Raw genomic sequence first — 25,916 nt, forward strand, 5'->3', positions numbered from 1 at the left:
CGGAAGAGCCGTCGAAACGATAGTTGCAGGAAGTTATGCCATGACGGTTGCTTATCTTGGCCTCGGCGCGAATCTCGGGGACGCGCGCCAGACCCTGAAAGACGCGGTGGTGTGCCTCGCACAACAGCACACCATCACCGTGCTCGCCAAATCGAGCCTATATCGCACCGCCCCGGTCGACGCGGGCGGCGACGACTATTTCAATTGCGTCGTGAAGCTGGAAACGACGCTCCCCGTGCGGCATCTGCTCGCGCTGTGTCACAAGATCGAGCATCATTTCGGCCGTGAGCGGCCGTTCCGCAATGCGCCGCGCACGCTCGATCTCGACATCCTGCTGTATGGCGATCAATCGATCGACGAAGCCGATCTGATCGTGCCGCATCCACGCCTCGTCGAGCGAGCGTTTGCGCTGGTGCCGCTGGTCGAGATCGACGCGGCGATCGTGATTCCGCAACATGGCAGGGCCGACGCGCTGCTCGATAGCGTCAGCGATCAGCGCATCGAGAAGGTGAAGGGGCCCTGCCAGTGTCCGATGCTCAATGCACTCGCCGGTAATTCCGCCGAGAAAGGCCGCTGCGAATGAGTTCGCCGCCGCTCACGGTCACCGCGCCTCAGCTGCGCCCGCCGTTCGGCTATATCGCGATCGAGGGGCCGATCGGCGTCGGCAAGACCTCACTCGCGCGGCGCCTCGCGCAACGCTGGTCGATGCACGAACTGTTCGAGCGCTCGCAGGACAATCCGTTTCTTGAACGCTTCTACCGCGACACCGCGCGCTATGCGCTGCCGGTGCAGTTGCACTTCGCGCTGCAACGCGCGCAGCAGGCGCAGGAAGTGAGCGCCGCGCAGGCGAGTGGCACGCCGCTGATCGCCGACTTCATCACGCAGCGAAACGACATCTTCGCGCGTCTGACCTTGCAGGAAGACGAGTGGCAACTGTACCGCGCGCTTGCCGCGCGGCTCGACGTCAAGGCGCCGGAGCCGGACTTCGTCGTTTATCTGCAGGCGAGTCCCGAGATGCTGTTCGCGCGCATCCAGAAGCGCGCGGTGCCGATGGAGCTGCAGATTTCCGATGCGTATCTGCGCGCACTCTGCGACGCATACAACGAATTCTTCTACCACTACGACCGCACTCCCGTGCTGACGGTCAACGCCGAACACCTGAATCCGCTCGACTCCGACGCGGACCTTGCGCTGCTCGCCGAACGCATCGAGACGATGCGCGGCCGCAAGGAATTCTTTGTCAAATCCACGTCGCTGTAAGCGGCGCGGCTAGTTCATTTTTCTCACTGGATTGACCATGACTTATTTGCAGGAAGCGAGCCGGAGCGCGATCACCGTGCCGAAACTGCAGGCAATGCGCGACGCCGGCGAAAAGATCGCGATGCTCACCTGCTACGACGCAAGCTTCGCCGCGCTGCTCGATCGCGCCGGCGTCGACGTACTTCTGATCGGCGACTCGCTCGGCAACGTGCTGCAAGGTCAGGCGACTACGCTGCCCGTGACGCTGGCGGACATCGCGTATCACACGGCGAGCGTGTCGCGCGCGCGGCCGTCGGCGCTGATCATGGCGGACCTGCCGTTCGGCACGTACGGCACGCGCGAAGACGCGTTCAGGAGTTCGGTCGAACTGATGCGCGCGGGCGCGCAGATGGTCAAGCTCGAAGGCGGCGAATGGCTCGCGGACACGGTGCGGTTCCTGGTCGAGCGCTCGGTTCCGGTGTGCGCGCACGTAGGTCTGACGCCGCAGTCGGTGCATGCGTTCGGCGGCTTCAAGGTGCAGGGCAAGACTGAAGCGGGTGCGAGCCAGCTGCTGCGCGATTCGCTCGCGATGCAGGCCGCCGGCGCGCAAACATTGTTGATGGAAGCAATCCCCGCTCAACTCGCGGGCGAGGTCACGAGGCAATTGCGCATTCCGACGATCGGGATCGGCGCGGGCCTCGACTGCTCGGGTCAGGTGCTCGTGCTGCACGACATGCTCGGGATTTTCCCCGGCAAGCGTCCGCGCTTCGTCAAAGATTTCATGCAGGGACAGCCGAACATTCAGGCGGCCGTCGAGGCCTATGTGCGGGCAGTGAAGGACGGCTCGTTCCCGGGCGCCGAGCACACGTTCTGATGTATGTTTGCCGCGCGGGCGCGCGGCATTCCCGTTTGTCTCAGCGCTCTAAGCAACAACCCGTGCGGGGATCGCGCCGCGCAACGCGTTGCACACCAGCAGTGCTTCGGCGTTCAGCACATCCTCCTGCGTCAGCACTTTTTCACCCGCCTGCAAGTCCGACGCCCCGTCGAGCAATACGCTTCGCATCACGCCAGGCAGCACGCCCGACGCGAGCGGCGGGGTCCACCATCGTCCCGCGAGCTTCACGAACACGTTCGATCTGCCGCCCTCGGTCAGTTCGCCCCGTTCGTTGAAGAACAGCGTATCGAAGGCGCCCTTCGCCTCGGCTTCGCGCCAGCCGCGGTCGTAGTCGGCGCGGCGGGTGGTCTTGTGGCGCAGCAGCGGATCGGCGGCCTGGGTCGGCGCGAACTGCGCTTCTGGGCCCAGCAGAACCCCAACGATCGCGTCCGCCAACGGCGTAAGTATCGCCGCGGTGATCTGCGTCGCGCCGCTCTTGCTCAACGCAAGCCGCATACGATGCGGCGTCTGCGCCGGCAGCGCGGCGCATCGCGCGGAAATCTCCTCGCGAATGCGCGCTTCGTCGAACCCGAAGCCAAGTGTCGCGGCGCTCGACGACAAGCGCCGCACATGCCGCTCGAGATGCCGCACGCCGTCTTCCCGCGTCGCGTACATCGTTTCAAACAGTTCGAAGCCGGGCTCGGCGCCGGTCAGAAAACGTGCTTTCAATCGACACTCCTCATGCTCGTCGGCGGCCACGCTGTCGAGCACGATGCCCGCGCCGATGCCCATGCTGCCGCGCAGACCGTCGGTGCCGCCCGTTTGCGCCGCCGACCCAGTCAATGTCAGCGTGCGGATCGCGACCGACATGCAGAAGTCGCCGCAATCGTGATCATCGCCCGGCGCATCGAGCCAGCCGATCGCGCCGGTATAAAGTCCACGCGGCGTGCTTTCCAGTTCGTCGATCAGCTGCATCGTGCGATGCTTCGGCGCACCGGTAATCGAACCGCAGGGAAAGAGCGCGTGCAGGATCGTCGCGAACGAGGTGCCGTCGAGCAACGTCGCCTCCACTGTCGACGTCATCTGCCACACCGACGCATACGGTTCGACCGTAAAAAGCGCCGGCACGTTGACCGAGCCGATCCGCGCGACCCGCGACAGATCGTTGCGCAACAGATCGACGATCATCACGTTCTCGGCGCGGTTCTTCAGATCGGTGGCGAGGAACTCGGCGTTGCCCCGGTCGATGGCGGGATCTTGCGAGCGCGGCGCCGTGCCCTTCATCGGCCGCGCGCGCAACGTCGGGCCGTGCTTCTCGACGAACAGTTCGGGCGAACACGACAGCACCCACGCATCGTCGGGCAATGCGATGAGCGCGCCGAACGACACCGGCTGGCGCGCGCGTAAACGCCGATAGAACGCGAGCGGCGAGCCGAACACGTCGAAACCGAGGCGGTACGTGTAGTTGACCTGATAGGAATCGCCCGCGCGCAGCGCAGCGTGAATCGCGTCGATCGACGCATCGAACTCGGCGCGATCGACGCTTTCGCGCACGTTCGCCGTGCCCGCGACCGACGGCTCCGGCGCACCGTTGTCCCGCGTCATCAGCCACGCGTCGACCTCGTCGCGCGAAAGCTTCGCACAGCGTTCGAACAATAAAAAACGCAGCGTGGCATTGCCACGCTGCGTTTCAGTGGGCCGAAGCTTGTCGATACCGACGAGCGTACGGCCAAATTCATAGTCGGCCAGCACGACGGCGTGCAGACCGTTGCGGGTATCGGCCGCGACGCTGTCGCACACCGCTTCGAGCTGCGCGGCCTCCGTGCAGAGCCGCTCGCGCACGAAACCCGTGTACAAGCGGCTCGACGGACGCGCCGCCGTTGCACCGCAATCGTCAAGCAGCGCGAACACCGCGCCGCGACTGTCCACCGTCATACTGACCGCCAAATCAGATCAATCGAAAAAGCTCTTCACCCGATCGAACCAGCTCTTGCTCTGCGGACTATGCCGCGCCCCGCCTTCCACGAGCGCCTTTTCGAACTGCTTGAGCAGATCGCGCTGCGCCTCGGTGAGCTTGACCGGCGTTTCGACCTGCACATGCACGTACAGATCACCGGCGATGCTCGAACGCAGGCCCTTGATGCCCTTGCCGCGCAAACGGAACGTCTTGCCCGACTGCGTGCCTTCCGGCACCGTGAAGGTCGCGCGGCCGGCGAGCGTCGGCACTTCGATATCGCCGCCAAGCGCCGCGGTGGTGAACGGGATCGGCATCTGGCAATGCAGATCGTCGCCGTCACGCTCGAACACCGAGTGCTGCTTGATGTGAATCTCGACGTACAGATCGCCCGACGGTCCGCCGTTGATGCCCGGCTCGCCGTTGCCGGCCGAGCGGATGCGCATGCCGTCGTCGATACCGGCCGGAATCTTCACTTCGAGCGTCTTGGTTTCCTTCACCTTGCCCGCGCCGTGGCAGTGGTTGCACGGATCGGGGATGTAGGTGCCGCTGCCGTGGCACTTCGGGCAAGTCTGCTGGATGCTGAAGAAGCCCTGCGACATGCGCACCGAACCCGAGCCGCTACAGGTCGGGCAGGTTTCCGGCTTGGTGCCCGGCTTCGCGCCCGAGCCATGACAGACTTCGCACGAAACCCAGCTCGGCACGCGGATCTGCGTGTCGTAGCCGTGCGCGGCCTGCTCGAGCGTGATTTCCATGCTGTAGCGCAGATCGGCGCCGCGATAGACCTGCGGGCCCGCGCGGCCGCCTCCGCGTGCGCCGGCGCCGGCCGCCTGGCCGAAGATGTCGCCGAAGATGTCGCCGAATGCGTCGGCAAAGCCGCCGAAACCTTGCGCACCGGCCCCACCCATGTTCGGATCGACGCCCGCGTGACCGTACTGATCGTACGCGGCGCGCTTTTGCGAATCCGACAGCATTTCATAGGCTTCCTTCACCTCCTTGAAATGCTCTTCCGCATCCTTGTTGCCCGGATTGCGGTCGGGGTGGTGCTTCATCGCAAGCTTGCGATAAGCCTTCTTGATTTCGTCGTCGCTCGCGTTCTTTGCGACGCCCAGAACCTCGTAGTAATCCCGTTTCGCCATATCGGTTCAACGCCGCCGCGCAAAGCGACGCGGTAGCTCCTTGTGAATGCTGTGGAGTCTTGCGACTCGTCCGGCCGCTGTCTGCGCCGCGTCTCGACACGGTTCAAAACAACGCCCTCCATAAAACGAACGTGCCCGGAGAGCCCAAAAGGCTCGCCAGGCGCGAAAAACCGCTCTTGCACTCAAGGCGCCCCAAGGGCGCCGATCTCGTGCAGCCGGGCCGTGCACATTGCTGTGCACGGCTTTACGGTCGGATGCCGACCTGGCTTTAGTCCTTCTTCACTTCCTTGAACTCAGCGTCGACCACGTCGTCGGCCTGCTGGCTCGCGCCCGCCGATGCACCGGCACCCGCACCGCCCGCCGCGCCCGCTGCCGCTTCGGCACCTTGCGCAGCCTGCATGTCGGCGTACATCTTCTCGCCCATCTTCTGCGAGGCCGTGGCCACCGCTTCGATCTTCGCTTCGATCGCAGCCTTGTCGCTCGAGCTGCTCTTCAGCGTGTCTTCGAGTTCCTTCAACGCGGCTTCGATCTTGTCCTTCTCACCCGCTTCGAGCTTGTCGCCGTACTCGGTCAGCGCCTTCTTCGTGCTGTGGACGAGTGCGTCACCCTGGTTGCGGGCGTCGGCCAGCTCACGCAGCTTGTGATCTTCTTCCGCGTTCGCTTCCGCATCCTTCACCATCTTCTCGATTTCGGCTTCGGACAGGCCCGAGTTCGCCTTGATCGTGATGCGGTTTTCCTTGCCGGTCGCCTTATCTTTCGCGCCGACGTGCAGAATGCCGTTCGCGTCGATGTCGAAGCTCACTTCGATCTGCGGCACGCCGCGCGGTGCCGGCGGAATGCCTTCGAGGTTGAACTCGCCGAGCAGCTTGTTGCCCGCTGCCATTTCGCGTTCGCCCTGGAACACCTTGATCGTCACGGCGCTCTGGTTGTCGTCAGCCGTCGAGTAGACCTGTGCGTGCTTGGTCGGGATCGTGGTGTTCTTGTTGATCATCTTCGTCATCACGCCGCCGAGCGTTTCGATGCCGAGCGACAACGGGGTCACGTCGAGCAGCAGCACGTCCTTGCGGTCGCCCGACAGAACCTGGCCCTGGATCGCGGCACCAACGGCCACGGCTTCGTCCGGGTTCACGTCACGGCGCGGGTCCTTGCCGAAGAACTCCTTCACCTTTTCCTGCACCTTCGGCATACGGGTCATACCGCCGACCAGGATCACGTCGTCGATTTCGCCGACCTTCACGCCTGCGTCCTTGATGGCCACGCGGCACGGCTCGATCGTGCGCTCGATCAGTTCTTCAACCAGCGCTTCCAGCTTCGCACGCGTGATCTTCAGGTTCAGGTGCTTCGGACCCGACGCGTCGGCCGTGATGTACGGCAGGTTGATTTCAGTCTGCTGGCTCGACGACAGCTCGATCTTCGCCTTTTCAGCCGATTCCTTCAGGCGCTGCAGCGCGAGCACGTCTTTCGACAGATCGACGCCCTGTTCCTTCTTGAACTCGCCGATGATGTAGTCGATGATGCGCTGATCGAAGTCTTCACCGCCGAGGAACGTGTCGCCGTTCGTGGACAGCACTTCGAACTGCATTTCACCGTCGACGTCCGCGATTTCGATGATCGAGATGTCGAACGTGCCGCCGCCGAGGTCGAACACCGCGATCTTGCGGTCGCCCTTTTCAGCCTTGTCCAGCCCGAATGCCAATGCGGCTGCGGTCGGTTCGTTGATGATCCGCTTCACTTCCAGACCGGCGATGCGGCCTGCATCTTTGGTCGCCTGACGCTGGCTGTCGTTGAAGTACGCCGGCACCGTGATCACGGCTTCCGTGACGGTCTCGCCGAGGTAGTCCTCAGCGGTCTTCTTCATCTTGCGCAGCACTTCGGCGGAAATTTGCGGCGGCGCGAGCTTCTGGTCGCGCACTTCGATCCATGCGTCGCCATTGTCGGCCTTGATGATCTTGTAGGGCATCAGGCCGATGTCCTTCTGCACTTCCTTCTCTTCGAAGCGGCGGCCGATCAGGCGCTTGACCGCGAACAGCGTGTTCTTCGGGTTCGTGACCGACTGACGCTTGGCCGGCGCGCCGACCAGGATCTCGCTGTCTTCCATGTAAGCGATGATCGACGGCGTGGTGCGCGCGCCTTCCGAGTTCTCGATGACCTTGACCGAGTTGCCTTCCATGATCGCCACGCACGAGTTGGTCGTGCCGAGGTCGATGCCGATGATTTTGCCCATTTTTACAAATCTCCTGACTTTGATCGCTGCGGAAAGCGCCCGGTTGGCCCATCTGGCGGCGGGACGATCCGCTCTCAATTCCTACCTGCACTCAAAATAAGTGCGGCCACATCGTTTTCAAGACCTCTATTGCGATGCGGTCTTTAATTTTTTTCAATCACGGGGCGGGCTCGTGAATCCTTGCTGCGAGCCCGCTCCGTCAGCTTGCACGGCGCCCCGGCGCGGTCCGCCGGAAGTGCCTGAATCGACTGGATGTTTCGCGGCGCGCGCCGATGCGAAGCGACGAGGCAGACGCCGCCGGCGCTGACGCCGAGATGCCCGTCGACGTGCTTACTTCGGCGCCGCGACGGTCACGAGCGCGGGACGCAGCACCCGATCCGCGATCACGAAGCCCTTTTGCAGCACCGCGACGACGGTGTTCGGCTCCTGGTCGGCCGGCACCATCGAAATGGCCTGATGGCGATGCGGGTCGAACTTCTCGCCGACCGGATTGATGGCCACGACGCGGCCCTTCTCCAGCGCGCCGCTCAACTGGCGCAGCGTGAGTTCGACGCCTTCGCGGACCTTCTGCAGGTCGTCGGACGAATGGGCGACGGCCGCCTCAAGACTGTCGACCACCGGCAGCAGATGCTCGGCGAAGTTCTCGATCGCAAACTTGTGCGCCTTGGCGACGTCTTCCTGAGCGCGACGGCGCACGTTTTCGGTTTCGGCCTTCGCGCGCAGGAAGTCTTCCTGCAACTCGGCGATCTTCGCCTGAGCGTCGGCCAGCGCCTGCTCGGCGGCTGCCTGGGCGGATTCAGTGGTGGCGCCGGTGTTCTGCTGTTGAGTAGCGGCCTCAGCCGTCTCGGCGGCCTGGCGCGCGGCTTCGTCGGCGGGCGTGGGATTCTGGCTCGTCGGGTTCTCTTGCGTGTTTTCCATGTCGCTGAAAGTCGTTAAAAAGTAAAAGCAAAGGCGGAAAAAGCCGTTCCGACACCGTACGATTCGTGCTTCGCAAAATCGCGACACGTGTCTTCGCGCCGATCCGCCAGACCGGACCCCAGATGGGGTCTGAAATAGCCGTTTCAAGCGGCTCCGAGGTTTTTTCGCACCACCGTCGTGCAGGCGAAATGCGCCGTAACAAGCATTCACGTGGCGCAATCAGATAGGGATTGAGTGCAGCCCGCAACTGACCTATTCTCCAGTCATGGAGCGGCAACGCACGTTAACCCTAATTTGACGTAAGCCTTACCGACACCTGACAGTCGTTCCGATAGCCCGTTTCAGCCCATCGAGGGGAGTACCGTGAAACTGACCGTTGCAATCGGGGTGGTCGCACTGGTACTGATCGCGGGCACCACGACAATCTGCATGTCCGGCGCGGTCAACGACCACACCACCGAGTACGGTGGCGCACATGCCACGGTCGAGCAGTTTTTTAGTTCCCACCCGAAAATCTGTCGATAGTGCGCCGGTCGCGCTTGGTCGGTCGCCCGTGCAGCGCGGCGGCCGGCTCGTGATACACCTTGCGCCGTTCCTGCTCGACCTGCCGCTTCTCCTTGCTCTGCGAGGTTTCCGCGTAAAGCGTCTGCGCCACGCTCGCCGGGCCGCGTACGTCGCATACGCCCAGCACCTCGACCTGCCACACGTAGCGCTCGATCTCGATTTCGACCAGATCGCCGACACGCACGTCCTTGGCCGGCTTCACGGCCGCGCCGCCGATGCGCACCCGCCCCTTGTCGACCGCATCCGCGGCCAACGAACGCGTCTTGAAGAAGCGCGCGGCCCACAGCCATTTGTCGATGCGCAGTTTCGCGCCCGGTTCGGTTGAAATACGGTAGTTCATCTGCGTATTCAAGCTCCTGTCGTGTGCGGCACCGGCACCGCTTGCACCGGCCAGCCCTGCAGGTGTTGCGCGACAATTTCGCCGAGCGCGGCAACCCACGGCTGAGACGCGTTCAGACAGGCGATCCGGTGAAACTCCTTGCCACCCGCCTGTAGAAATTCGTCGCGCACTTCCATGCCGATTTCCTCGATCGTTTCGAGGCAGTCGGCGGTGAAACCCGGACAAAACACATCAGCACGCCGCACGCCTGCCGCGCCGAGTTCCTTCAACGTCGGCGCAGTATAGGGCTGCAGCCATTCGGCCTTGCCAAAGCGCGACTGGAACGTGATGCGGCATTCGACCGGCGTCAACTCGAGCGCCTGCATCAGCAGTGCGCCGGTCTGCTGGCATTGCTCGTGATACGGGTCGCCGAGGTCGAGCGTGCGCTTGGGAACGCCGTGGAAACTCAGCACGAGCTTGTCGCCACCCGCGAAATCGGGGCGGCCGTGCAGATGCCAGTGGTGATGCACCTGCGCGGCAAGCGCCGCGATATACGCCGGGTGATCGGCGTACTGGCGAACCGTGCGGACTTCCGGCTGGTTACGCATGCGCTTGAGCGCGGAAAAGGCTTCGTCGAACGCGGTCGCGGTGGTCGACGCCGAATACTGCGGATACATCGGCATCAGCAGCACGCGCTCGGCGCCAGCGAGCTTCAGCTGGTTCAGCATTGCGGGAATGCCGGGCGTGCCGTAGCGCATCGCGTAGTCGACCAGCACCGTGTAGTCGTTGACTTGCAGCAGATGGCGCAAGCCCTCGACCTGCTTTTCGGTGTGCACGCGCAGCGGCGAGCCCTCGGGCATCCACACCGCCGCGTACTTCCTGGCGGAGCTGCGGCCGCGAAACGGCAGGATCAGCAGACGCAGAATCAGCTGCCACAGCAGCGCGGGAATTTCGACCACGCGAGGATCGGACAGGAACTGCGCGAGATAGCGGCGCACCGCGCGCGGCGTCGGCGCATCGGGCGTGCCGAGGTTGATCAGCAACACGGCGACGCGATGCGATGTGGCGTTCTGTGATGGCCGCTCGAGGTCGAAGCGCATAGGCAGCAGAAATCGCCGCGTCACGCGGCGAGTCGATTCAATGGAGATTCATTATAGCGGCGCGGGTTCGGCCGGGCGCCGCCGGACCCTGGCCATTCGGACGATTGGCAGACGCCGCCCGTTCGCGCATCATGGCCGGCACGGGCTGCGATGACGGCAGCGCCGCAAAGCGCGAGGACTACTGCTGGCTGAGCGTCATGGACAACAACCGCGCGGTGATGTCCACGATCGGAATCACGCGGTTGTAGGCCATGCGGGTCGGTCCGATCACACCGAGCGTGCCGACGATCTTGCCGTTCACCTCGTACGGCGCGGTGACGACGCTCATTTCCTCGATCGGCACCAGCGTCGATTCGCCGCCAATGAATATTTGCACGCCCGCCGCATGACTCGACACATCGAGCAACTGAAGGAGGCTGGTCTTCTGGTCGAACACATCGAACAGCTTGCGCAGGCGCGCCATGTCCGACGAAAGATCGGCGACTTCGAGCAGATTGCGCTCGCCCGAGATCAGCACGGTCTCGCCGGTATCGGATTCGTCGGTGCTCGCGGTGACGGCCGCGTGCATCAGCGAAGTCATGTCGCCACGCAGCTCGTCGATTTCCTCGCGCAGGCGGCGGCGCACTTCGTCGAACGAGAGGCCCGCGAAGTGCGCGTTGATGTAATTGGAGGCTTCCACCAGCTGCGAAGGCGAAAAGTCGCGCTGGGTGGCGAGAATGCGGTTTTGCACGTCGCCTTCGGGCGTCACGATGATCAGCAGAATGCGCTTGTCGGACAGGCGCATGAATTCGATCTGCTTGAATACGTGGCTGCGGCGCGGTGTGAGCACCACGCCGGCGAACTGCGACAGGTTGGACAGCACGCTCGCCGCCGCGGCGACGATCTTCTGCGGCTCGCCCACCTGCAGCGTGGTTTTGACCGCGCGCATCACCGCTTCTTCGTCGGCGGCGGACTCGACCGTCAGCATCGTGTCCACGAACAGACGGTAGCCGCGTGGCGTCGGAATGCGCCCCGCCGACGTATGCGGACTGATCACGAGCCCCAGATCCTCGAGGTCCGACATCACGTTGCGGATCGTGGCCGGGCTCAGCTCGAGGCCCGAGTAACGTGACAGCGTGCGCGAGCCGACCGGCTGACCTTCGGCGATGTAGCGCTCGATCAGCGTTTTGAGGAGGGTTTGTGCGCGAGGATCTAGCATGACGAAAAATTTTAGCTCAATGGCATCGCAGCCGCGAGCGCCCGCGGCGCCCGCTCCCGGCAAATGCGCCGCCGTCGGCGAGCGCGCATGTCATCGGGTCTTCACCATTCTAACGATAATCGCGACATGCGCAGACGCCCCGCGTGCGCCGACCCGCTACCGGGTTGGCCTGCGGTTCTTTTCAGGCCCTACCTATGGTGTAATGCCGGCATGCAAGTGACCAGCCAGTTCAAGACCGTCGCGCTCGTCGGGCGCAGCAATACGCCAGGCATCGGCGAGCCGCTGACCGCGCTCGCCGCGTGCCTCGCCAGGCTCGGCCTCGAAGTCGTGTTCGAAGCCGACACCGCCGCCGAAATCGGCGTAACCGACTACCCGGCGCTGCGTCCCGCTGAGATCGGCGCGCGCGCCGACGTTGCCGTGGTGCTCGGCGGCGACGGCACGATGCTCGGCATCGGCCGCCAGCTCGCGCCATATCGCACACCCTTGATCGGGATCAACCACGGGCGGCTCGGCTTCATCACCGACATCCCGATCTCCGACATGCTCGAGACCGTGCCGCAAATGCTGTCCGGCAATTTCGAGCGCGAGGAGCGCGTGCTGCTCGAAGCGCGCATCGTGCGCGACGGCACGCCGATCTACCACGCGCTCGCGTTCAACGACGTGGTGGTCAACCGTAGCGGTTTTTCGGGCATGGCGGAGCTGCGCGTGTCGGTCGACGGCCGCTTCATGTACAACCAGCGCTCGGACGGCCTGATCGTTGCAACGCCGACCGGCTCGACCGCGTACGCGCTGTCGTCGCAGGGGCCGATCCTGCACCCCCAATTGCAGGGCTTCGTGCTCGTGCCGATCGCGCCGCACGCGCTGTCGAACCGGCCGATCGTGCTGCCGGACGACTCGAAGGTCAGCATCCAGATCGTTTCCGGGCGCGAAGTGAACGTGAATTTCGACATGCAGTCGTTCACGTCGCTGGAGCTCGGCGACACGATCGAGGTGCGCCGTTCGCGTCATACGGTGCCGATGCTGCATCCGGTCGGCTACAGCTATTACGCGACGCTGCGCAAGAAGCTGCACTGGCACGAGTACCCGTCGCACGAAGAAGATCAGAGGCCGCAAGCGGCGCCTTGAAGCGCAAACGCCGCAGCGACCGCCACCCGAATCCCACGCTTACCCGACGACCTCCATGCTTCGCCACCTCTCGATACGCGACTTCGTCATCGTCGCCGCGCTCGACCTCGAATTCGACAGCGGCTTTACCGTTTTCTCGGGCGAAACCGGCGCCGGCAAATCGATTCTGATCGACGCGCTCGCGCTCGCGCTAGGTGCGCGCGCCGATGCGAGCGTCGTGCGCACCGGCGAGAGCCGCGCCGACATCACCGCGGAGTTCGAAACGCACGCACAGGTCGATCAATGGCTCGATGCGCAGGCGCTCGGCGCTGCCGATGACGGCCAACACGGCGGCACGGTGATGCTACGGCGGGTGGTCGACGCGAACGGCCGCTCGCGCGCGTTCATCAACGGCACGGCGGCCACGCTCGCGCAGCTGCGCGAGGTCGGCGAAATGCTCGTCGATATTCACGGCCAGCACGCGCACCAGTTGCTGATGCGCCCGGACGCGCAACGCGAGCTGTTCGACACGCACGCGGGCCTGTCCGACCTGGCCGCCGCCGTGACACGCGCGTGGCGCACGTGGCGCGACAAGGCGCAGGCGGTCGAGCACGCGCAAACGCGCGATCGCGAGCTGCAACTCGAACGCGAGCGACTCGCGTGGCAACTCACCGAACTCGATAAGCTCGCGCCGCAGCCGGGCGAATGGGAAGAGGTCAACACCGAGCATCGGCGGCTGTCGCATTCCGCGAATCTGATCGACGGCGTGCAGGGTGCGCTCGGCGCGCTGTCCGAATCGGACGACGCGATGATCACGCATCTCGGCTCGATCGTGTCGAAGGTGCGCGACCTCGCGGAAATCGACCCGGCGCTGAACGACGTGCTCGCCGCGCTCGAACCCGCCGAAATCCAGTTGCAGGAAGCCGCGTATTCGCTGAGCCACTACGCGCAGAAGCTCGAGCTCGATCCGGAGCGGCTCGCTCAGGTCGAAAAGCGCCTCGACGCGCTGCACTCGGCCGCGCGCAAATTCCGCCTGCAGCCCGAGACGCTGCCGGAAGAACACGAAGCGCGCCGCAAGCAATTGGCCGCGCTCGATGCCGCCGCGGACCTCGACGGCCTGCGCGCCGCCGAGGCGCAAGCGAAGGAAGTGTTCATCGGCGAGGCGAAGAAGCTGTCGAAGGCACGCGCGAAAGCAGGCAAGGCGCTCGGCGAGGCGGTCACGACCGGCATGCAGGAATTGTCGATGAAAGGCGGCAGCTTCGAAGTCGCGCTGGTGCCGTTGCCCGAAGGCGGCGCGCATGGGCTCGAGCAGATCGAGTTTCGCGTCGCCGGTCACGCCGGCGTGCCGCTGCGGCCGCTCGCGAAGGTCGCGTCGGGCGGCGAACTCGCGCGTATCAGTCTCGCGCTCGCAGTGATCGCGAGCGCGGCCAGCCCGACACCGACGCTGATCTTCGACGAAGTGGATACCGGCATCGGCGGCGGCGTGGCCGAAGTGGTCGGGCGGCTATTGCATCAGCTCGGCGAGGCGCGCCAGGTGTTGTGCGTGACCCATCTGCCGCAGGTCGCCGCGCGCGGCGATCATCATTTCCAGGTCGCAAAGATGAGCAACGGCAGCGGCGGCACGCTCAGCAGCGTGACCTCGCTCGACAAGGCGAGCCGCATCGAGGAAGTCGCGCGCATGCTCGGCGGCCTCGAAATCACCGCGACCACGCGCAAGCACGCGAAGGAAATGCTGGCCGCCTGAGATTGCGCCGTGCGCAGCTCACCGCACACGGCGTGAGTCGGATTGGCCGGGACGTCACACCGATCCCGGCCGCGCATGATGCGCCAGCGCTACGCGAAATGCGTAAGCGCCATTACCCAAACACCCTTTTCCACAACGCCAGCACCGCCTCGCGCTCGGCTGCGACCAGCGCCGGATCGACCCGCGCCTTCTCCATACCATCGAGCCGCAGCGTGTGCTGCAGCTTGCGATAGCGCCGATAGGCAGCGCCGACCGTCTCGGCTTCCGCTTCGCTCATCAGCCCGAAACGCGACACTTCACGCAGCAGCGCGATGTTGCCGGTATTGCGGATCAGCTCCGGATCGCGCGCCGCATGCAGCAGCACCCAGTACTGCACGGTGAACTCGATATCGACCATGCCGCCGCGGTCGTGCTTCAGGTCGAACAGAGTCGGCGTCTGATTCGGGTGACCCGCTTCGACACGCGCGCGCATCTCGGCGATCTCCTTCGCGAGCGGCGGCGCTTCGCGCGGCGTCGTCAGCACCTGTTCGCGGATCGCCTCGAATTTCGCGCCGATCTCCGGATCGCCCGCGCAGTAGCGTGCCCGCGTCAGCGCCTGATGCTCCCACACCCACGCGGTGTTCGCCGCGTCGCCCTCGCGAAGCTGGTAGCGGCGGAACGCGTCGAGATCGGTGACGAGCAGGCCCGATTCGCCGTTGGGCCGCAGCCGCAGATCGATGTCGAACAAGGTGCCGGCGCCGGTCGCGGTGGTCAGCCATGTGATCAGGCGCCGCGTGAAGGTGGCGTAGACGTCGGCCGCGGCATCGTCGGGATCGTCGTACAGGAAGATCAGGTCGAGGTCCGACGCGTAGCCGAGCTCCTTGCCGCCGAGCTTGCCGTAGGCGATCACCGCGAAGCGCGGCGTGTCGCGGTGGCGTTTGGCCAACTGATTCCACACGGCGTCGATCGTCACGTCCAGCACCGCGTCGGCGAGCTCGGACAGCCGGTCGCTGACGTGCTCGACAGACAGCTTGCCGGCAAGATCGATCAGCAGAATGCGGAACACCTCGGCCTGATGCGCGTGCCGCAGCAGATCCATCTGCTGCTCGACGCCATCGGCGGCGGCGAGCCGCAAACGCAACGTACGCTTGAATTCGGGCCAGTCGAACGGGCTGTTGATCGCCTCGCCGTCGAGCAGTTCGTCGAGCAGCTGCGGATGGCGGATCAGATAGCCGGCCGCCCAGCGTGAGCCGCCCAGCACCGACAGCACCTGGTGCAGCGCCTGCGGATACTCGGTCAAGAGCGCCAGATAAGCGCCGCGCCGGCTCACCGCTTCGAGCAGATCGAACAGGCGCGCGACCGTGTCGCCGCGCCGCTCGGCCGGCTCCAGCGTGCGCGCGGCTTCGAGCGCGCGCTGCGCGACGATGTCGAAACGCTGCCGGCTGCGCTCGTTCAGCCCCGTGTAGCGCGACGAGCGCCACACCGCCTGCAGCCGTGCCAGCAACTCGCCGGGTTCGGCCACGCCCAGTTCGATCAGGCGTGCGCGCAACGCGTCGTCGGCGCTGTCGTCGGCGAGCGCACTGCTCCACACCCACGCGGCGGCACCGTCTTCCGGCGCGCCGCAGCCGTCGCGACCGCCCACCTTGTCGGCGAAAATCTGATCGAATTGCTGTTCGACGAACTCGCGATGCGCGTCGAGCTTCGTCATCAACTCCTTGTAGTCGTCGCAGCCCATCGCGCGCGCGAGCGCCGCGCGGTCTTCGGGATCGACGGGCATCGCGTGAGTCTGCGCGTCGTTGCGGTATTGCAAACGATGCTCGAGCTCGCGCAGAAAGCGATACGCCTGCGACAGCTTCACGCACACCGACGGGTCCATCAACCCATGCGTAGCCGCGTGGCGCAGCACGGCGAGCGTCGGCCGCACGCGAAAGCCGGCGTCCTGCCCGCCGCGGATCAGCTGGAACACCTGCGCGCTGAATTCGATTTCGCGGATGCCGCCACGGCCGAGCTTGATGTCGTCGGCCTTGTCGGGGCGCATCGACGCGCGGCGCTGCGCCTCCTGGCGGATCTGCAGATGCAGCGCGCGGATCGCGCTGATCACGCCGAAATCCAGATAGCGTCGATAGACGAACGGCGTGACGATCGCGTCGAGCTGCTTCTGCAGCCGCTGTGCCGAGGCGCTCGCGCCCTCGGATACGAGCCGGCCCTTGATCCACGCATAGCGCTCCCACTCGCGGCCCTGCACGTAGAAATACTCTTCGAGCATGCCGAGGCTGCACACGAGCGGCCCCGAATCGCCGTTCGGCCGCAGACGCATATCGACGCGAAATACGTAGCCGTCGGCGGTGACTTCGGCGAGCGCGCCGATCAGCCGCTTGCCGAGCCGGGTGAAGAACTCCTGGGTCGCGAGCGGCGAGCGCTGGCCGCCGGTAGTCTCGCCGTCGTCCTCATAGACGAAGATCAGATCGATATCAGACGACACGTTCAGCTCACGCCCGCCGAGCTTGCCCATGCCGACCACACCCAGCGTGAGCCGTTCGCCCTGCTGGTCGCGCGGCTCGCCATACAGCGCTTCGAGCTCGGCGCTCAGCACCGTCAGCGCACGCTGGATCGTCGTTTCCGCGAGATCGGTCATCGCGCCGGTGACTTCGGCGATATCGGCCTCGCCGGCCAGGTCGCGCTCCATCACCGCGCAGAACACTTCGGTACGCAACTGGCGCAGCGCGCGCTTCAGCGCATCTTCGTTGAGCGGCGCACCGGCGGGGCCCGCCGTCTCGGCGCACAGCGCGTCGAGACGCGCGTCGATGCGCTCGCGCGTCAACGGTTCGTCGGCCAGCGCGCTGACATGCGCGGCCAGTTGCGGGCGGGCCGCGGCGGCGCGCGCGGCATAGTGCGAATAGCTGGAACTCAGGAGGGTTGCGTCAGTCATCAAAAATCTGGCTCGCTCGTTGCTTGATCGAATTTGTCCGGCGGTGTTCTGACGATGTCGGGGTGTCGTTTCGGGGTCGCTGTCATATCGTTCTATTGTGCGATCGGCACGCGGCGGCAAGCATGCCGAACCCCGTGCCGGACGGCCTCGCAAATCCCCGTCACGGGCTTTCGGACAGGGGTTGCAGGAACTCCGCCCGACGCTTTCCCGTGTGTTACATTTCGTCGTTAACACGCAAAACTACCATACGCCCAGCCGCCGCAGCATGTCCGAGCGAAACGAATCCGCCGACCCGCAAGCCCCATCGCAGGTCCGGCATGTGAGCGGAAGCGACCACATCGTGCTGCGTCGGACGTTGCGGGTGCTCGCCACGCTCGCACTCGTCCTCTATTTCATCGCGGGCGGAGTGTTTCTGGGCTTGCGCTATGTGGTGCTGCCGCGTATCGACACGTTCCGGCCGCGCATCGAAGCCGCGGTCTCCGACAAGCTGCGCACCCAATTCACGATCGGCCGGCTCGCACCGCACTGGAGCGGCTTCCAGCCTGGGCTCGACGTCACCAACCTCGTCATCCGCGATCACGACGGCCAACCCGCGCTGACGATTCCGCACGCCACCGCGACGGTGTCCTGGCGCTCGCTGTGGGAGTTTCATCCGGCGCTGTCGAGCCTGATCGTCGATCAGCCGGACGTGCTGGTGTCGCGCAGCGACGACGGCGTGCTGTCGGTCGCAGGCGTGCCGGTGCCGACGCGCCACAGCGGCAACGACGCGCTGTCCACCTGGTTGTTGCGTCAGCAGGCGATCGTCGTGCGCGGCGGCGTGCTGCGCTGGCGCGACGCGACGCGCCACGAACCCGAACTGGCGCTGCGCGATATCCGCATCGCGATCCTCAATGACGGCCACGACCACCGCATGGCGCTGCAGGCGCCGCCCGACGGCCGCGTGCTGAAAGGACCGCTCGACTTCCGCACGCACTTCCGCCACGCGCCGCTCTCTGCGATAGGCAAGCCGATCAACTGGACCGGCCAGGTGTATATGTCGACGGGCCCGGTCGACCTGCCGACGCTCGCGCGCTACATTGAATTCCCGATCGAGACGTTCGCCGGCCGCATCGACAATGCGATCTGGATCGACTTCAGCGAAGGCCGCATGAACCAGGCGACCGGCCAGTTGAGCGGCAACGACGTCGCGATGCGCGTGCGTCCGACCCAGCCAAAGCTGCTGGTGCCGATCGCCCACTTCCTGTGGCGCGTCGAGTCAGACGACGGCGAATACCGGCTGCAGTTGTCGGATCTGCGCGCCGAGCTCGGCCAGCCGCCGCTCGAAGACGGCACGCCGCTCACGCGCATCCTGCGCTTCCGGACCCTCGACAGCCGCTACCGGACAGCGTCCCAGCAGCACGGGCAGCTCTTGAGCATCAGCGGCGATCGCGTCGATCTCGGCATCCTCGCCGAATTCAGCCGCGCGCTGCCGTTGCCGCGGCACTTTCTGAACGAACTCGTGCGCATCGATCCGCGCGGGCTGGTCGCGAACTACGTGATCGAGGTCGAGCGCGGCAAACCGGAATCCGGAGAAGTGGGCAGCGACCATCGGCCGACGGGTGCGGAGCCGATCGAGCGTTATCGCTTCAAGGGCGATCTGCAGGGCATCAGCTTCGCCGCCCAGGAGCCGGGGCCTGGCCTGACGCCGCGCGGCCACCCGCGCGCCGGCATTCCCGGCATCGAGAACCTGTGGGGCACCGTCGACGCCGACGAAAAAGGCGGCCGCGCGAACCTCGATACGTCCAGCTTGGCGATCACGCTGCCGGGCGTGTTCGACGATCCGCGTCTCACGCTCGCGCGTCTGCGCGGCCGCGCCGAGTGGACGATGGGCAAGAAGGCACCGGGCGACACGCGTCCCGCGTTCGCGGTCAAGCTCAACGATTTCAGCGTATCGAACCCGGACGTCGAGGCGAGCGCGACCGCGAGCTACAGCAATCCCGGCCACGGCCGCGGCTCGCTCGACCTGAAAGCCGACTTCCAGCGGGCTCAGGTGACCCGCATCGCCCGCTATCTGCCGACCGCAGTCAGCGAAAAGCTGCGCATTTACCTGGGCCACGGCTTGCAGGCTGGCGTGTCGCGCGGCGGCACGATCGAAGTGCACGGCGACCTGACCAAGTTCCCCTACGCGCGCGACCCCGACGCCGGCCTCTTCCACATCGTCGCGCCGTTCACCGGCGGCAAGTTCGATCCGACGCCGTTCCCGCCGCGCAACATGCGCAACGGCACGCCGAACGTTTGGCCGCCGCTCGACGGCATCGACGGCGTGTTCGAGCTCAAGCAGAACGTGCTGCGCTTCGACATCGACCGCGGCCGTTACAAGCGCGTCGCGCTGACCGGCGTGAACGGCCGCATCGACGACCTCGGCACCAAAGGCTCGAACCTCACCATCCAGGGCAATGGCCGCGGCCCGCTCGCCGACATGCTCGACTACGTGAACCGCAGCTCGCTCGGCATCATGGCGCGGCATCAGACCGAAAAGATTCGCGCCGAAGGGCCCGCGTCGCTCGCGCTGAAGCTGACGATCCCGCGCACGCCGAAGCCACATGTGGGCGTCGAAGGCGCGCTCGGCTTCCTGAACAATCGCCTAAGCGTGAGCAATGCGCCGCCGCTGTCGCGGCTGAACGGCCGGGTGCGCTTCACCGAACGCACCGCCGAGGTCGAGCGGCTCTCCGGACAGTTCCTCGGCGGCGACGTGCATGCGAACGGCGGCTTGCGGCAAGACGGCACATACGCGCTCGCGCTCGACGGCCACATCGCCGTCGATGCCGCGCGCGAGCTGCATCCGCCTGGCGCGGCCGCGCAGGTGCTCACGCATCTGAGCGGCAGCGCGCCTTATGCGTTGCGCGTCGCCGGCGCGAGGGGCCGCCTGCCGCAGGTCAGCGCCAACTCGGACCTGAGCGGCCTCGCGCTCGATTTTCCAGCGCCGTTCAAGAAGCAGGCCGGCACGCCGATGCCGCTGCACTTCTCGGTCAATCCGTCGACGGTGCCGGGCGAAGCCGGCCTCGAACGCGCCGACCTGACGTTGGGGCCGGTCGCCGCTGCGTATCTGCTGCGCTATCGGCCGAACGCGCAGCCGCGAACGCCACCGACCGTCGTGCGCGGCGCGATCGGCGTGAACCGGCCGGTCGAGCTGCCATCCGAAGGCGTGGTGGCCGCGGTGGACATCAAGGAGTTCAATGCGGATGCCTGGCGCGCGCTCGCCGCGCAGTTGCGCGCGGGCGCGGCTGGCGCGAATGGCGCGAATGGCGGTGCGAACGGCGGCAATAGCGCCACCAACGCCAGCAGCGCGGCCACCCCCGCCGCCGCGCCGAATCCGATGCTCACGCAGTTCCTGCCGAACCGCTTCGCGCTGCACATCGACACGCTGACGCTGCTCAAGCGTCACTGGGACAACGTGATCGTCGGCGCGTCGCACATGGATCGCACGTGGCAGGCGAACATCGCGTCGAACCAGGTGTCCGGCCACGTGTCGTGGCTGCCGGGCGTGACTCGCGAATCGCCGGGCGAACTGCAGGCGCGCTTCGCGCGCGTCGTGATTCCGTCGGTCGCGGACAAGGACCTGCTCGGCCCGGCGATGTCGGCGCCCGCGCTGAACATGCCGTCGATCGATCTGGTCGTCAACGAGCTGATCGTGCACGACCGCAACGTCGGCCGGCTCGAGGTCGACGCGCACAACTACGACGAGAACGGCGTGCCGGTCTGGCAACTCGACAAGCTCGACGTGACGAACCCCACCGCGACGCTCACCGCGACCGCGAACTGGCGCACCTCGACCGAATTGCCCATCTCGGCCGACGAAGCCACGCCGCGCCGCACCGTGTTCGATTTCAAGCTCGACATCAAGGACGCTGGCGCGATGCTCGAGCGCTTCGGTCTGCCGAGGACGCTCAAGGGCGGCGTCGGATCGATCCAGGGCAAGGCCGTGTGGCAGGGCGGCCCGACCACGATCGACTATTCGACGCTGAACGGCAACCTCGCGCTCGATCTGCGCCACGGCCAGATCCTGAAGGTCGACCCAGGCGTCGCGACGCTGCTCGGCGTGCTGAGCCTGCAAAGCCTCGCGCGCATCGCCACGCTCAATTTCCGCGACGTGATCGGCGAGGGCCTGCCGTTCTCGAGCGTGACGGGTACCGCGCAGATTCATGACGGCATTGCCCGCACCGAAAACTTCAGGATGGTGACCGCGCCGGCCCGCGCCGAGATGGTGGGCTCGGTCGACATCGCGCAGAGAACCCAGGACCTGCACCTGCACGTGATACCGACCGTCAGCGCCGGCTCCGCGGTGATCGCCGCGACAATCATCAATCCGCTGATCGGCCTCGGCGCGCTGATCGCCGATGTCGCGTTCTCGCAGGGGATACAGCATGTGTTCGCGCGCGACTACGCGATCACCGGTTCGTGGTCGAAACCGCAGGTTCAGCGGGTGACGGGCGAACGGGGTAAGATTGACGCTCCGGCTTCGACCGTGGAAGCGCACTGAGCTTCGGTTTTCCCTGGCGCCGCTGTCTCGTTCCACGCGGCCGCTCGTGCCGCTCCGCCGACTCGATGCGCCAACGGGGCCGAGCCAGCCCAGAACCATGCGGTGCCCGCGCCTCATACCGCCGCCCGCCGGGAGTCTTTCGACACGCTCATGAGCGAAACACACGTCACATCGTCCGCATCCGCCGCAACGTCCAGCGGCCCTGTCGCCAGCCCCTTCCGGGTCGCCGCGCTGCAGATGGTCAGCACGCCGGATCGCGATCGCAATCTCGCCGACGCAGAGCGCCTGATCGCCGAAGCCGCCGCCGACGGCGCGCAGCTCGTGCTGCTCCCCGAGTATTTCTGTTTCATGGGCTTCAAGGACACCGACAAGCTCGCCGTGCGCGAGCCGCATCGGGATGGCCCGATCCAGCGCTTTCTCGCCGACGCCGCGCGCCGCCACCAGCTTTGGGTGATCGGCGGCACCCTGCCGCTGAACGCGCCGGAGGCGTCGCGCGTGCTGAACACGACGCTGGTGTTCGACCCGCTCGGCAATGAGGCCGCGCGCTACGACAAGATCCATCTGTTCAACTTCGAAAAAGGCGATGAATCGTTCGACGAAGCTCGCACCATCCGCCCCGGCAGGTCGGTGCAAAGCTTCGAGGCGCCCTTCGGCCGGGTCGGCCTGTCGGTCTGCTACGATCTGCGCTTTCCCGAGCTGTACCGGCGCATGGGAGACTGCGCGCTGATCGTGGTGCCGTCCGCGTTCACCTACACGACCGGCCGCGCGCATTGGGAGCTGCTGCTGCGCACCCGCGCGATCGAAAACCAGTGCTACGTGCTCGCCGCGGCGCAAGGCGGCAAACATGAAAACGGCCGCCGCACCTGGGGCCACAGCATGCTGATCGACCCGTGGGGCGAGATCGTCGCGGTGCGCGACGAGGGCGCCGGCGTGGTCGCGGGCAACCTCGAACGCGCGCGCATCGACGAAGTGCGGCAGAGCCTGCCGGCATGGCGTCATCGCGTGCTGACCTGAAACCGACATTGAAACTGCGGCGCCTGCCACGCATATACCGACGCAGGCGCTCCCCGACCCCTTCGTATCGAGCAGAACATACTTCGCATGAACATCATCGAACCCGGTATCCGTAATCTCGCCGCCGCCAAGGACATCCTCCTCACGCCCTACGGTCTCGACGAGTCGCTGCTCACGCGCACGCTCGCCGAAATCTTCACGCACCGCGTCGACTACGCGGACCTGTACTTCCAGACCACCCGCAGCGAAGCGTGGAGCCTCGAAGAAGGCATCGTGAAATCGGGCAGCTTCAGCATCGACCAGGGCGTCGGCGTGCGCGCCGTGTCGGGCGACCGTACCGCGTTCGCCTATTCGGACGACCTGTCGCCCGAAGCGATCCGCCAGGCGGCCATCGCCACGCGCGCAATCGCCAAGGCGGGCGGCGGCAAGCAGAAGATCAAGGTGGCGTCGTCGCTGACCGGCATCGCCGGACGCGATCTGTACCTGCCGTCCGACCCGCTGCATTCGCTCGACGCCACCGCGAAGGTCAAGCTGCTCGAGCGCATCGAGCAAATGGCGCGCGGCCGCGATCCGCGCATCCAGCAGGTGATGGCGGGCTTGGCCGGCGAGTACGACGTGGTGCTGGTCGCGCGCAGCGACGGCGGCTTCGCGGCCGACATCCGGCCGCTCGTGCGCGTGTCGGTCACCGTAATCGCCGAGCAGAACGGCCGCCGCGAAATCGGCAGCGGCGGCGGCGGCGGGCGTTTCGACTACGGCTATTTCACCGATGAAGTGCTGTCGCGCTATGTCGACGATGCGGTGCACGCGGCCCTCGTCAATCTGGATGCGCGTCCGGCGCCGGCCGGCGCAATGACCGTCGTGCTCGGCCCGGGCTGGCCCGGCGTGCTGCTGCACGAAGCGATCGGTCACGGGCTCGAGGGCGACTTCAACCGCAAAGGCTCGTCGGCATTCGCGGGACGCATCGGCGAGCAGGTCGCCGCGAAGGGCGTCACCGTGGTCGACGACGGCACGCTGCCGAACCGCCGCGGCTCGCTCAATATCGACGACGAAGGCAATCCGACCCAGTGCACGACGCTGATCGAGGACGGCATCCTGAAGGGCTACATCCAGGACACGCTGAACGCGCGTCTGATGAAGATGCCGGTCACCGGCAACGCGCGGCGCGAATCGTACGCGGCGCTGCCGATGCCGCGCATGACCAACACGTACATGCTCAACGGCGACAAGGACCCGCAGGAAATCCTCGCGTCCGTGAAAAACGGCCTGTATGCGGTGAACTTCGGCGGCGGTCAGGTCGACATCACGAACGGCAAGTTCGTGTTCTCGGCCTCCGAGGCGTACATGATCGAGAACGGTAAGATCACGTATCCGGTCAAGGGGGCGACGCTAATCGGCAGCGGCCCGGAATCGCTGAAGTACATCACGATGATCGGCAACGACATGAAGCTCGATTCGGGCGTCGGCGTGTGCGGCAAGGAAGGCCAGAGCGTGCCCGTGGGCGTTGGTCAGCCGACGCTGCGCATCGAGAAAATGACGGTCGGCGGCACGGCCTGATTGCTGGGCGGATGCACGCTTCGCGCGCACAAAGCGCGAAGCGTGCGGATTTTCCGCATTTTTCGACGTCCCGGCTTGTCAGCCGAGCCTGTACCGGGTTATAAAGTCACTCACCCTTTTTTGACCAGCGACGCATTCACTTCGCCATGTCCGCCAAGTTTTATTTTTACTTTTTTTGGTATCTCAGACCGCTGGCGGATCGAGAGGGGTGTTAGTGCACGCAGGACACCGAGAATTCCCGAAAAACCGCCAGCTAGCCTGGCGGTTTTTTTTCGCCTCACGCTTTTCGATACCTATTTGACTCACGCGAACACGCTACGAACCGATTCAGGAGAACCACATGCCCCCGCACAACACCGATGATGTCCGCATCCGCGAATTGAAGGAACTCACGCCGCCCGCTCACCTGATCCGCGAGTTTGCTTGCGACGAGACGGTGTCCAACGTGATCTACGAATCGCGCACCGCGATGCATCGCATTCTGCACGGCATGGACGACCGTCTGATCGTCGTGATCGGCCCGTGCTCGATTCACGATCCGAAGGCCGCGATCGAATATGCGGGGCGTCTGATCGAGCAGCGCAAGCGCTTTGCCGGCGAGCTCGAAGTCGTGATGCGCGTGTACTTCGAAAAGCCGCGCACGACGGTGGGCTGGAAGGGTCTTATCAACGACCCGCATATGGACAACAGCTTCAAGATCAACGAAGGCCTGCGGACCGCGCGCGAGCTGCTGCTGCGTATCAACGAACTGGGCCTGCCGGCCGGCACCGAGTACCTCGACATGATCAGCCCGCAGTACATCGCGGATCTGATCTCGTGGGGGGCGATCGGCGCGCGCACGACCGAATCGCAGGTGCACCGCGAGCTGGCTTCGGGACTGTCGTGCCCGGTCGGCTTCAAGAACGGCACGGACGGCAACGTGAAAATCGCCGTCGACGCAATCAAGGCCGCCTCGCAGCCGCACCACTTCCTGTCGGTCACCAAGGGCGGGCACTCGGCGATCGTATCGACCGCGGGTAATGAGGACTGCCACGTCATTCTGCGCGGCGGCAAAACGCCGAACTACGACGCCGACAGCGTCAACGCAGCCTGTGCGGACATCGGCAAGGCCGGTCTCGCCGCGCGTCTGATGATCGACGCGAGCCATGCGAACAGCTCGAAGAAGCACGAAAACCAGATTCCGGTGTGCGCGGACGTGGGCCGTCAGATCGCCGCGGGCGACGAGCGGATCGTTGGCGTGATGGTGGAGTCGCACCTCGTCGCGGGTCGCCAGGATCTGCAGGAAGGCTGCCAGCTCACGTACGGCCAGAGCATTACCGATGCATGCATCGGCTGGGACGAAAGCGTCGCTGTGCTCGAAGGCCTTGCCGAAGCGGTCAAGCAACGCCGCGTCGCGCGCGGCAGCGGCAACTGAACGCCTGCCCCGCCGCCACCGCGGGGGCTTGTCGGTAGTCCGTACAAAACCCGGTTCGATTTCGAACCGGGTTTTTTATTGGCCATTCGGACGAATGGTGCGAAGCCGGACGCCTCGCTATCGTCATAGC

18 protein-coding genes are annotated in these 25,916 nt (G+C 65.5%); 10 read left to right on the forward strand and 8 right to left on the reverse strand.

Features of this window, described 5'->3' with window-relative positions; translation table 11 throughout:
- Positions 1-40 precede the first annotated feature (40 nt).
- Genes folK through panB form a run of 3 tightly spaced genes read left to right on the forward strand, consistent with a single transcriptional unit; the run spans position 41 to position 2,113 of the window.
- The gene (gene folK / locus AB3X89_RS23635; protein WP_368585426.1) at positions 41-583 is read left to right on the forward strand and encodes a 2-amino-4-hydroxy-6-hydroxymethyldihydropteridine diphosphokinase; all 543 of its coding nucleotides are present in this window, start codon (positions 41-43) and stop codon (positions 581-583) included.
- Entirely contained in the window at positions 580-1,260 is a 681-nt protein-coding gene (locus AB3X89_RS23640; RefSeq protein WP_368585427.1) for a deoxynucleoside kinase, read from the forward strand. Before folK ends, AB3X89_RS23640 begins: the two co-directional genes overlap by 4 nt.
- A gap of 37 nt (positions 1,261-1,297) precedes the next feature.
- On the forward strand, positions 1,298-2,113 hold the full coding sequence (panB, locus tag AB3X89_RS23645; protein WP_368585428.1) for a 3-methyl-2-oxobutanoate hydroxymethyltransferase: 816 nt from the start codon (positions 1,298-1,300) through the stop codon (positions 2,111-2,113).
- 48 nt (positions 2,114-2,161) lie between these two features.
- On the opposite strand, the gene pabB is transcribed toward panB, so the two are convergent.
- From pabB to grpE, 4 genes are all read right to left on the reverse strand, one after another.
- Positions 2,162-4,048 carry an aminodeoxychorismate synthase component I gene (gene pabB / locus AB3X89_RS23650; RefSeq protein WP_368585429.1) on the reverse strand — a complete coding sequence of 629 codons (1,887 nt, stop codon included), beginning with the start codon at positions 4,046-4,048 and terminating at the stop codon, positions 2,162-2,164.
- An 18-nt stretch (positions 4,049-4,066) separates the two neighbouring features.
- Complete coding sequence (dnaJ, locus tag AB3X89_RS23655; protein WP_018431876.1) at positions 4,067-5,206, reverse strand: molecular chaperone DnaJ; 1,140 nt, start codon at positions 5,204-5,206, stop codon at positions 4,067-4,069.
- Positions 5,207-5,474: 268 nt separating this feature from the next.
- Positions 5,475-7,430, reverse strand: coding sequence for a molecular chaperone DnaK (dnaK, locus tag AB3X89_RS23660; protein WP_176379033.1), 1,956 nt, complete (start codon positions 7,428-7,430; stop codon positions 5,475-5,477).
- A gap of 330 nt (positions 7,431-7,760) precedes the next feature.
- Positions 7,761-8,348, reverse strand: a complete 588-nt coding sequence (grpE, locus tag AB3X89_RS23665) for a nucleotide exchange factor GrpE (protein ID WP_368585430.1) — start codon at positions 8,346-8,348, stop codon at positions 7,761-7,763.
- A gap of 363 nt (positions 8,349-8,711) precedes the next feature.
- Between grpE and AB3X89_RS23670 the strand changes: the two genes are divergently transcribed.
- Complete coding sequence (locus tag AB3X89_RS23670) at positions 8,712-8,873, forward strand: hypothetical protein (protein WP_176109498.1); 162 nt, start codon at positions 8,712-8,714, stop codon at positions 8,871-8,873.
- Here the strand turns inward: AB3X89_RS23670 and AB3X89_RS23675 are convergent.
- The 3 genes from AB3X89_RS23675 to hrcA form a co-directional block, all read right to left on the reverse strand.
- Positions 8,845-9,252: an RNA-binding S4 domain-containing protein gene (locus AB3X89_RS23675; RefSeq protein ID WP_368585449.1), complete on the reverse strand. Its 408-nt coding sequence runs from the start codon at positions 9,250-9,252 to the stop codon at positions 8,845-8,847. The genes AB3X89_RS23670 and AB3X89_RS23675 overlap by 29 nt on opposite strands.
- 8 nt (positions 9,253-9,260) lie before the next feature.
- Entirely contained in the window at positions 9,261-10,331 is a 1,071-nt protein-coding gene (gene hemH / locus AB3X89_RS23680) for a ferrochelatase (RefSeq protein WP_368585450.1), read from the reverse strand.
- Positions 10,332-10,509: 178 nt separating this feature from the next.
- A complete protein-coding gene (hrcA, locus tag AB3X89_RS23685; protein WP_026227992.1) occupies positions 10,510-11,529 on the reverse strand; it encodes a heat-inducible transcriptional repressor HrcA in 1,020 nt (339 codons plus the stop codon).
- A gap of 210 nt (positions 11,530-11,739) precedes the next feature.
- On the opposite strand from hrcA, the gene AB3X89_RS23690 reads away from it, so the two are divergent.
- Both AB3X89_RS23690 and recN read left to right on the forward strand, forming a co-directional pair.
- The gene (locus tag AB3X89_RS23690) at positions 11,740-12,654 is read left to right on the forward strand and encodes an NAD kinase (protein ID WP_368585431.1); all 915 of its coding nucleotides are present in this window, start codon (positions 11,740-11,742) and stop codon (positions 12,652-12,654) included.
- 55 nt (positions 12,655-12,709) lie between these two features.
- On the forward strand, positions 12,710-14,377 hold the full coding sequence (gene recN / locus AB3X89_RS23695; protein WP_368585432.1) for a DNA repair protein RecN: 1,668 nt from the start codon (positions 12,710-12,712) through the stop codon (positions 14,375-14,377).
- A gap of 112 nt (positions 14,378-14,489) precedes the next feature.
- Here recN and glnE read toward each other — a convergent pair whose 3' ends face one another.
- Positions 14,490-17,288 (reverse strand): bifunctional [glutamate--ammonia ligase]-adenylyl-L-tyrosine phosphorylase/[glutamate--ammonia-ligase] adenylyltransferase, encoded by a 2,799-nt coding sequence (glnE, locus tag AB3X89_RS23700; protein ID WP_368585433.1) that lies wholly within the window; start codon positions 17,286-17,288, stop codon positions 14,490-14,492.
- A 262-nt stretch (positions 17,289-17,550) separates the two neighbouring features.
- Here glnE and AB3X89_RS23705 point away from each other — a divergent pair, with 262 nt between their 5' ends.
- The 4 genes from AB3X89_RS23705 to aroG all read left to right on the forward strand — a co-directional run bounded on the left by AB3X89_RS23705 (position 17,551) and on the right by aroG (position 25,786).
- Positions 17,551-21,804 (forward strand): YhdP family protein, encoded by a 4,254-nt coding sequence (locus AB3X89_RS23705; protein WP_368585434.1) that lies wholly within the window; start codon positions 17,551-17,553, stop codon positions 21,802-21,804.
- Between the two features lie 150 nt (positions 21,805-21,954).
- Positions 21,955-22,818 carry a carbon-nitrogen hydrolase family protein gene (locus AB3X89_RS23710; RefSeq protein ID WP_368585435.1) on the forward strand — a complete coding sequence of 288 codons (864 nt, stop codon included), beginning with the start codon at positions 21,955-21,957 and terminating at the stop codon, positions 22,816-22,818.
- Between the two features lie 87 nt (positions 22,819-22,905).
- Positions 22,906-24,372: a metalloprotease TldD gene (tldD, locus tag AB3X89_RS23715; RefSeq protein ID WP_184225997.1), complete on the forward strand. Its 1,467-nt coding sequence runs from the start codon at positions 22,906-22,908 to the stop codon at positions 24,370-24,372.
- A gap of 340 nt (positions 24,373-24,712) precedes the next feature.
- On the forward strand, positions 24,713-25,786 hold the full coding sequence (gene aroG, locus AB3X89_RS23720) for a 3-deoxy-7-phosphoheptulonate synthase AroG (protein ID WP_368585436.1): 1,074 nt from the start codon (positions 24,713-24,715) through the stop codon (positions 25,784-25,786).
- Positions 25,787-25,916: the final 130 nt, after the last annotated feature.

Origin of the sequence: Paraburkholderia sp. BR14320, from assembly GCF_040948665.1 — a bacterium.
GTDB classification, from domain to species: Bacteria; Pseudomonadota; Gammaproteobacteria; order Burkholderiales; family Burkholderiaceae; genus Paraburkholderia; species Paraburkholderia youngii.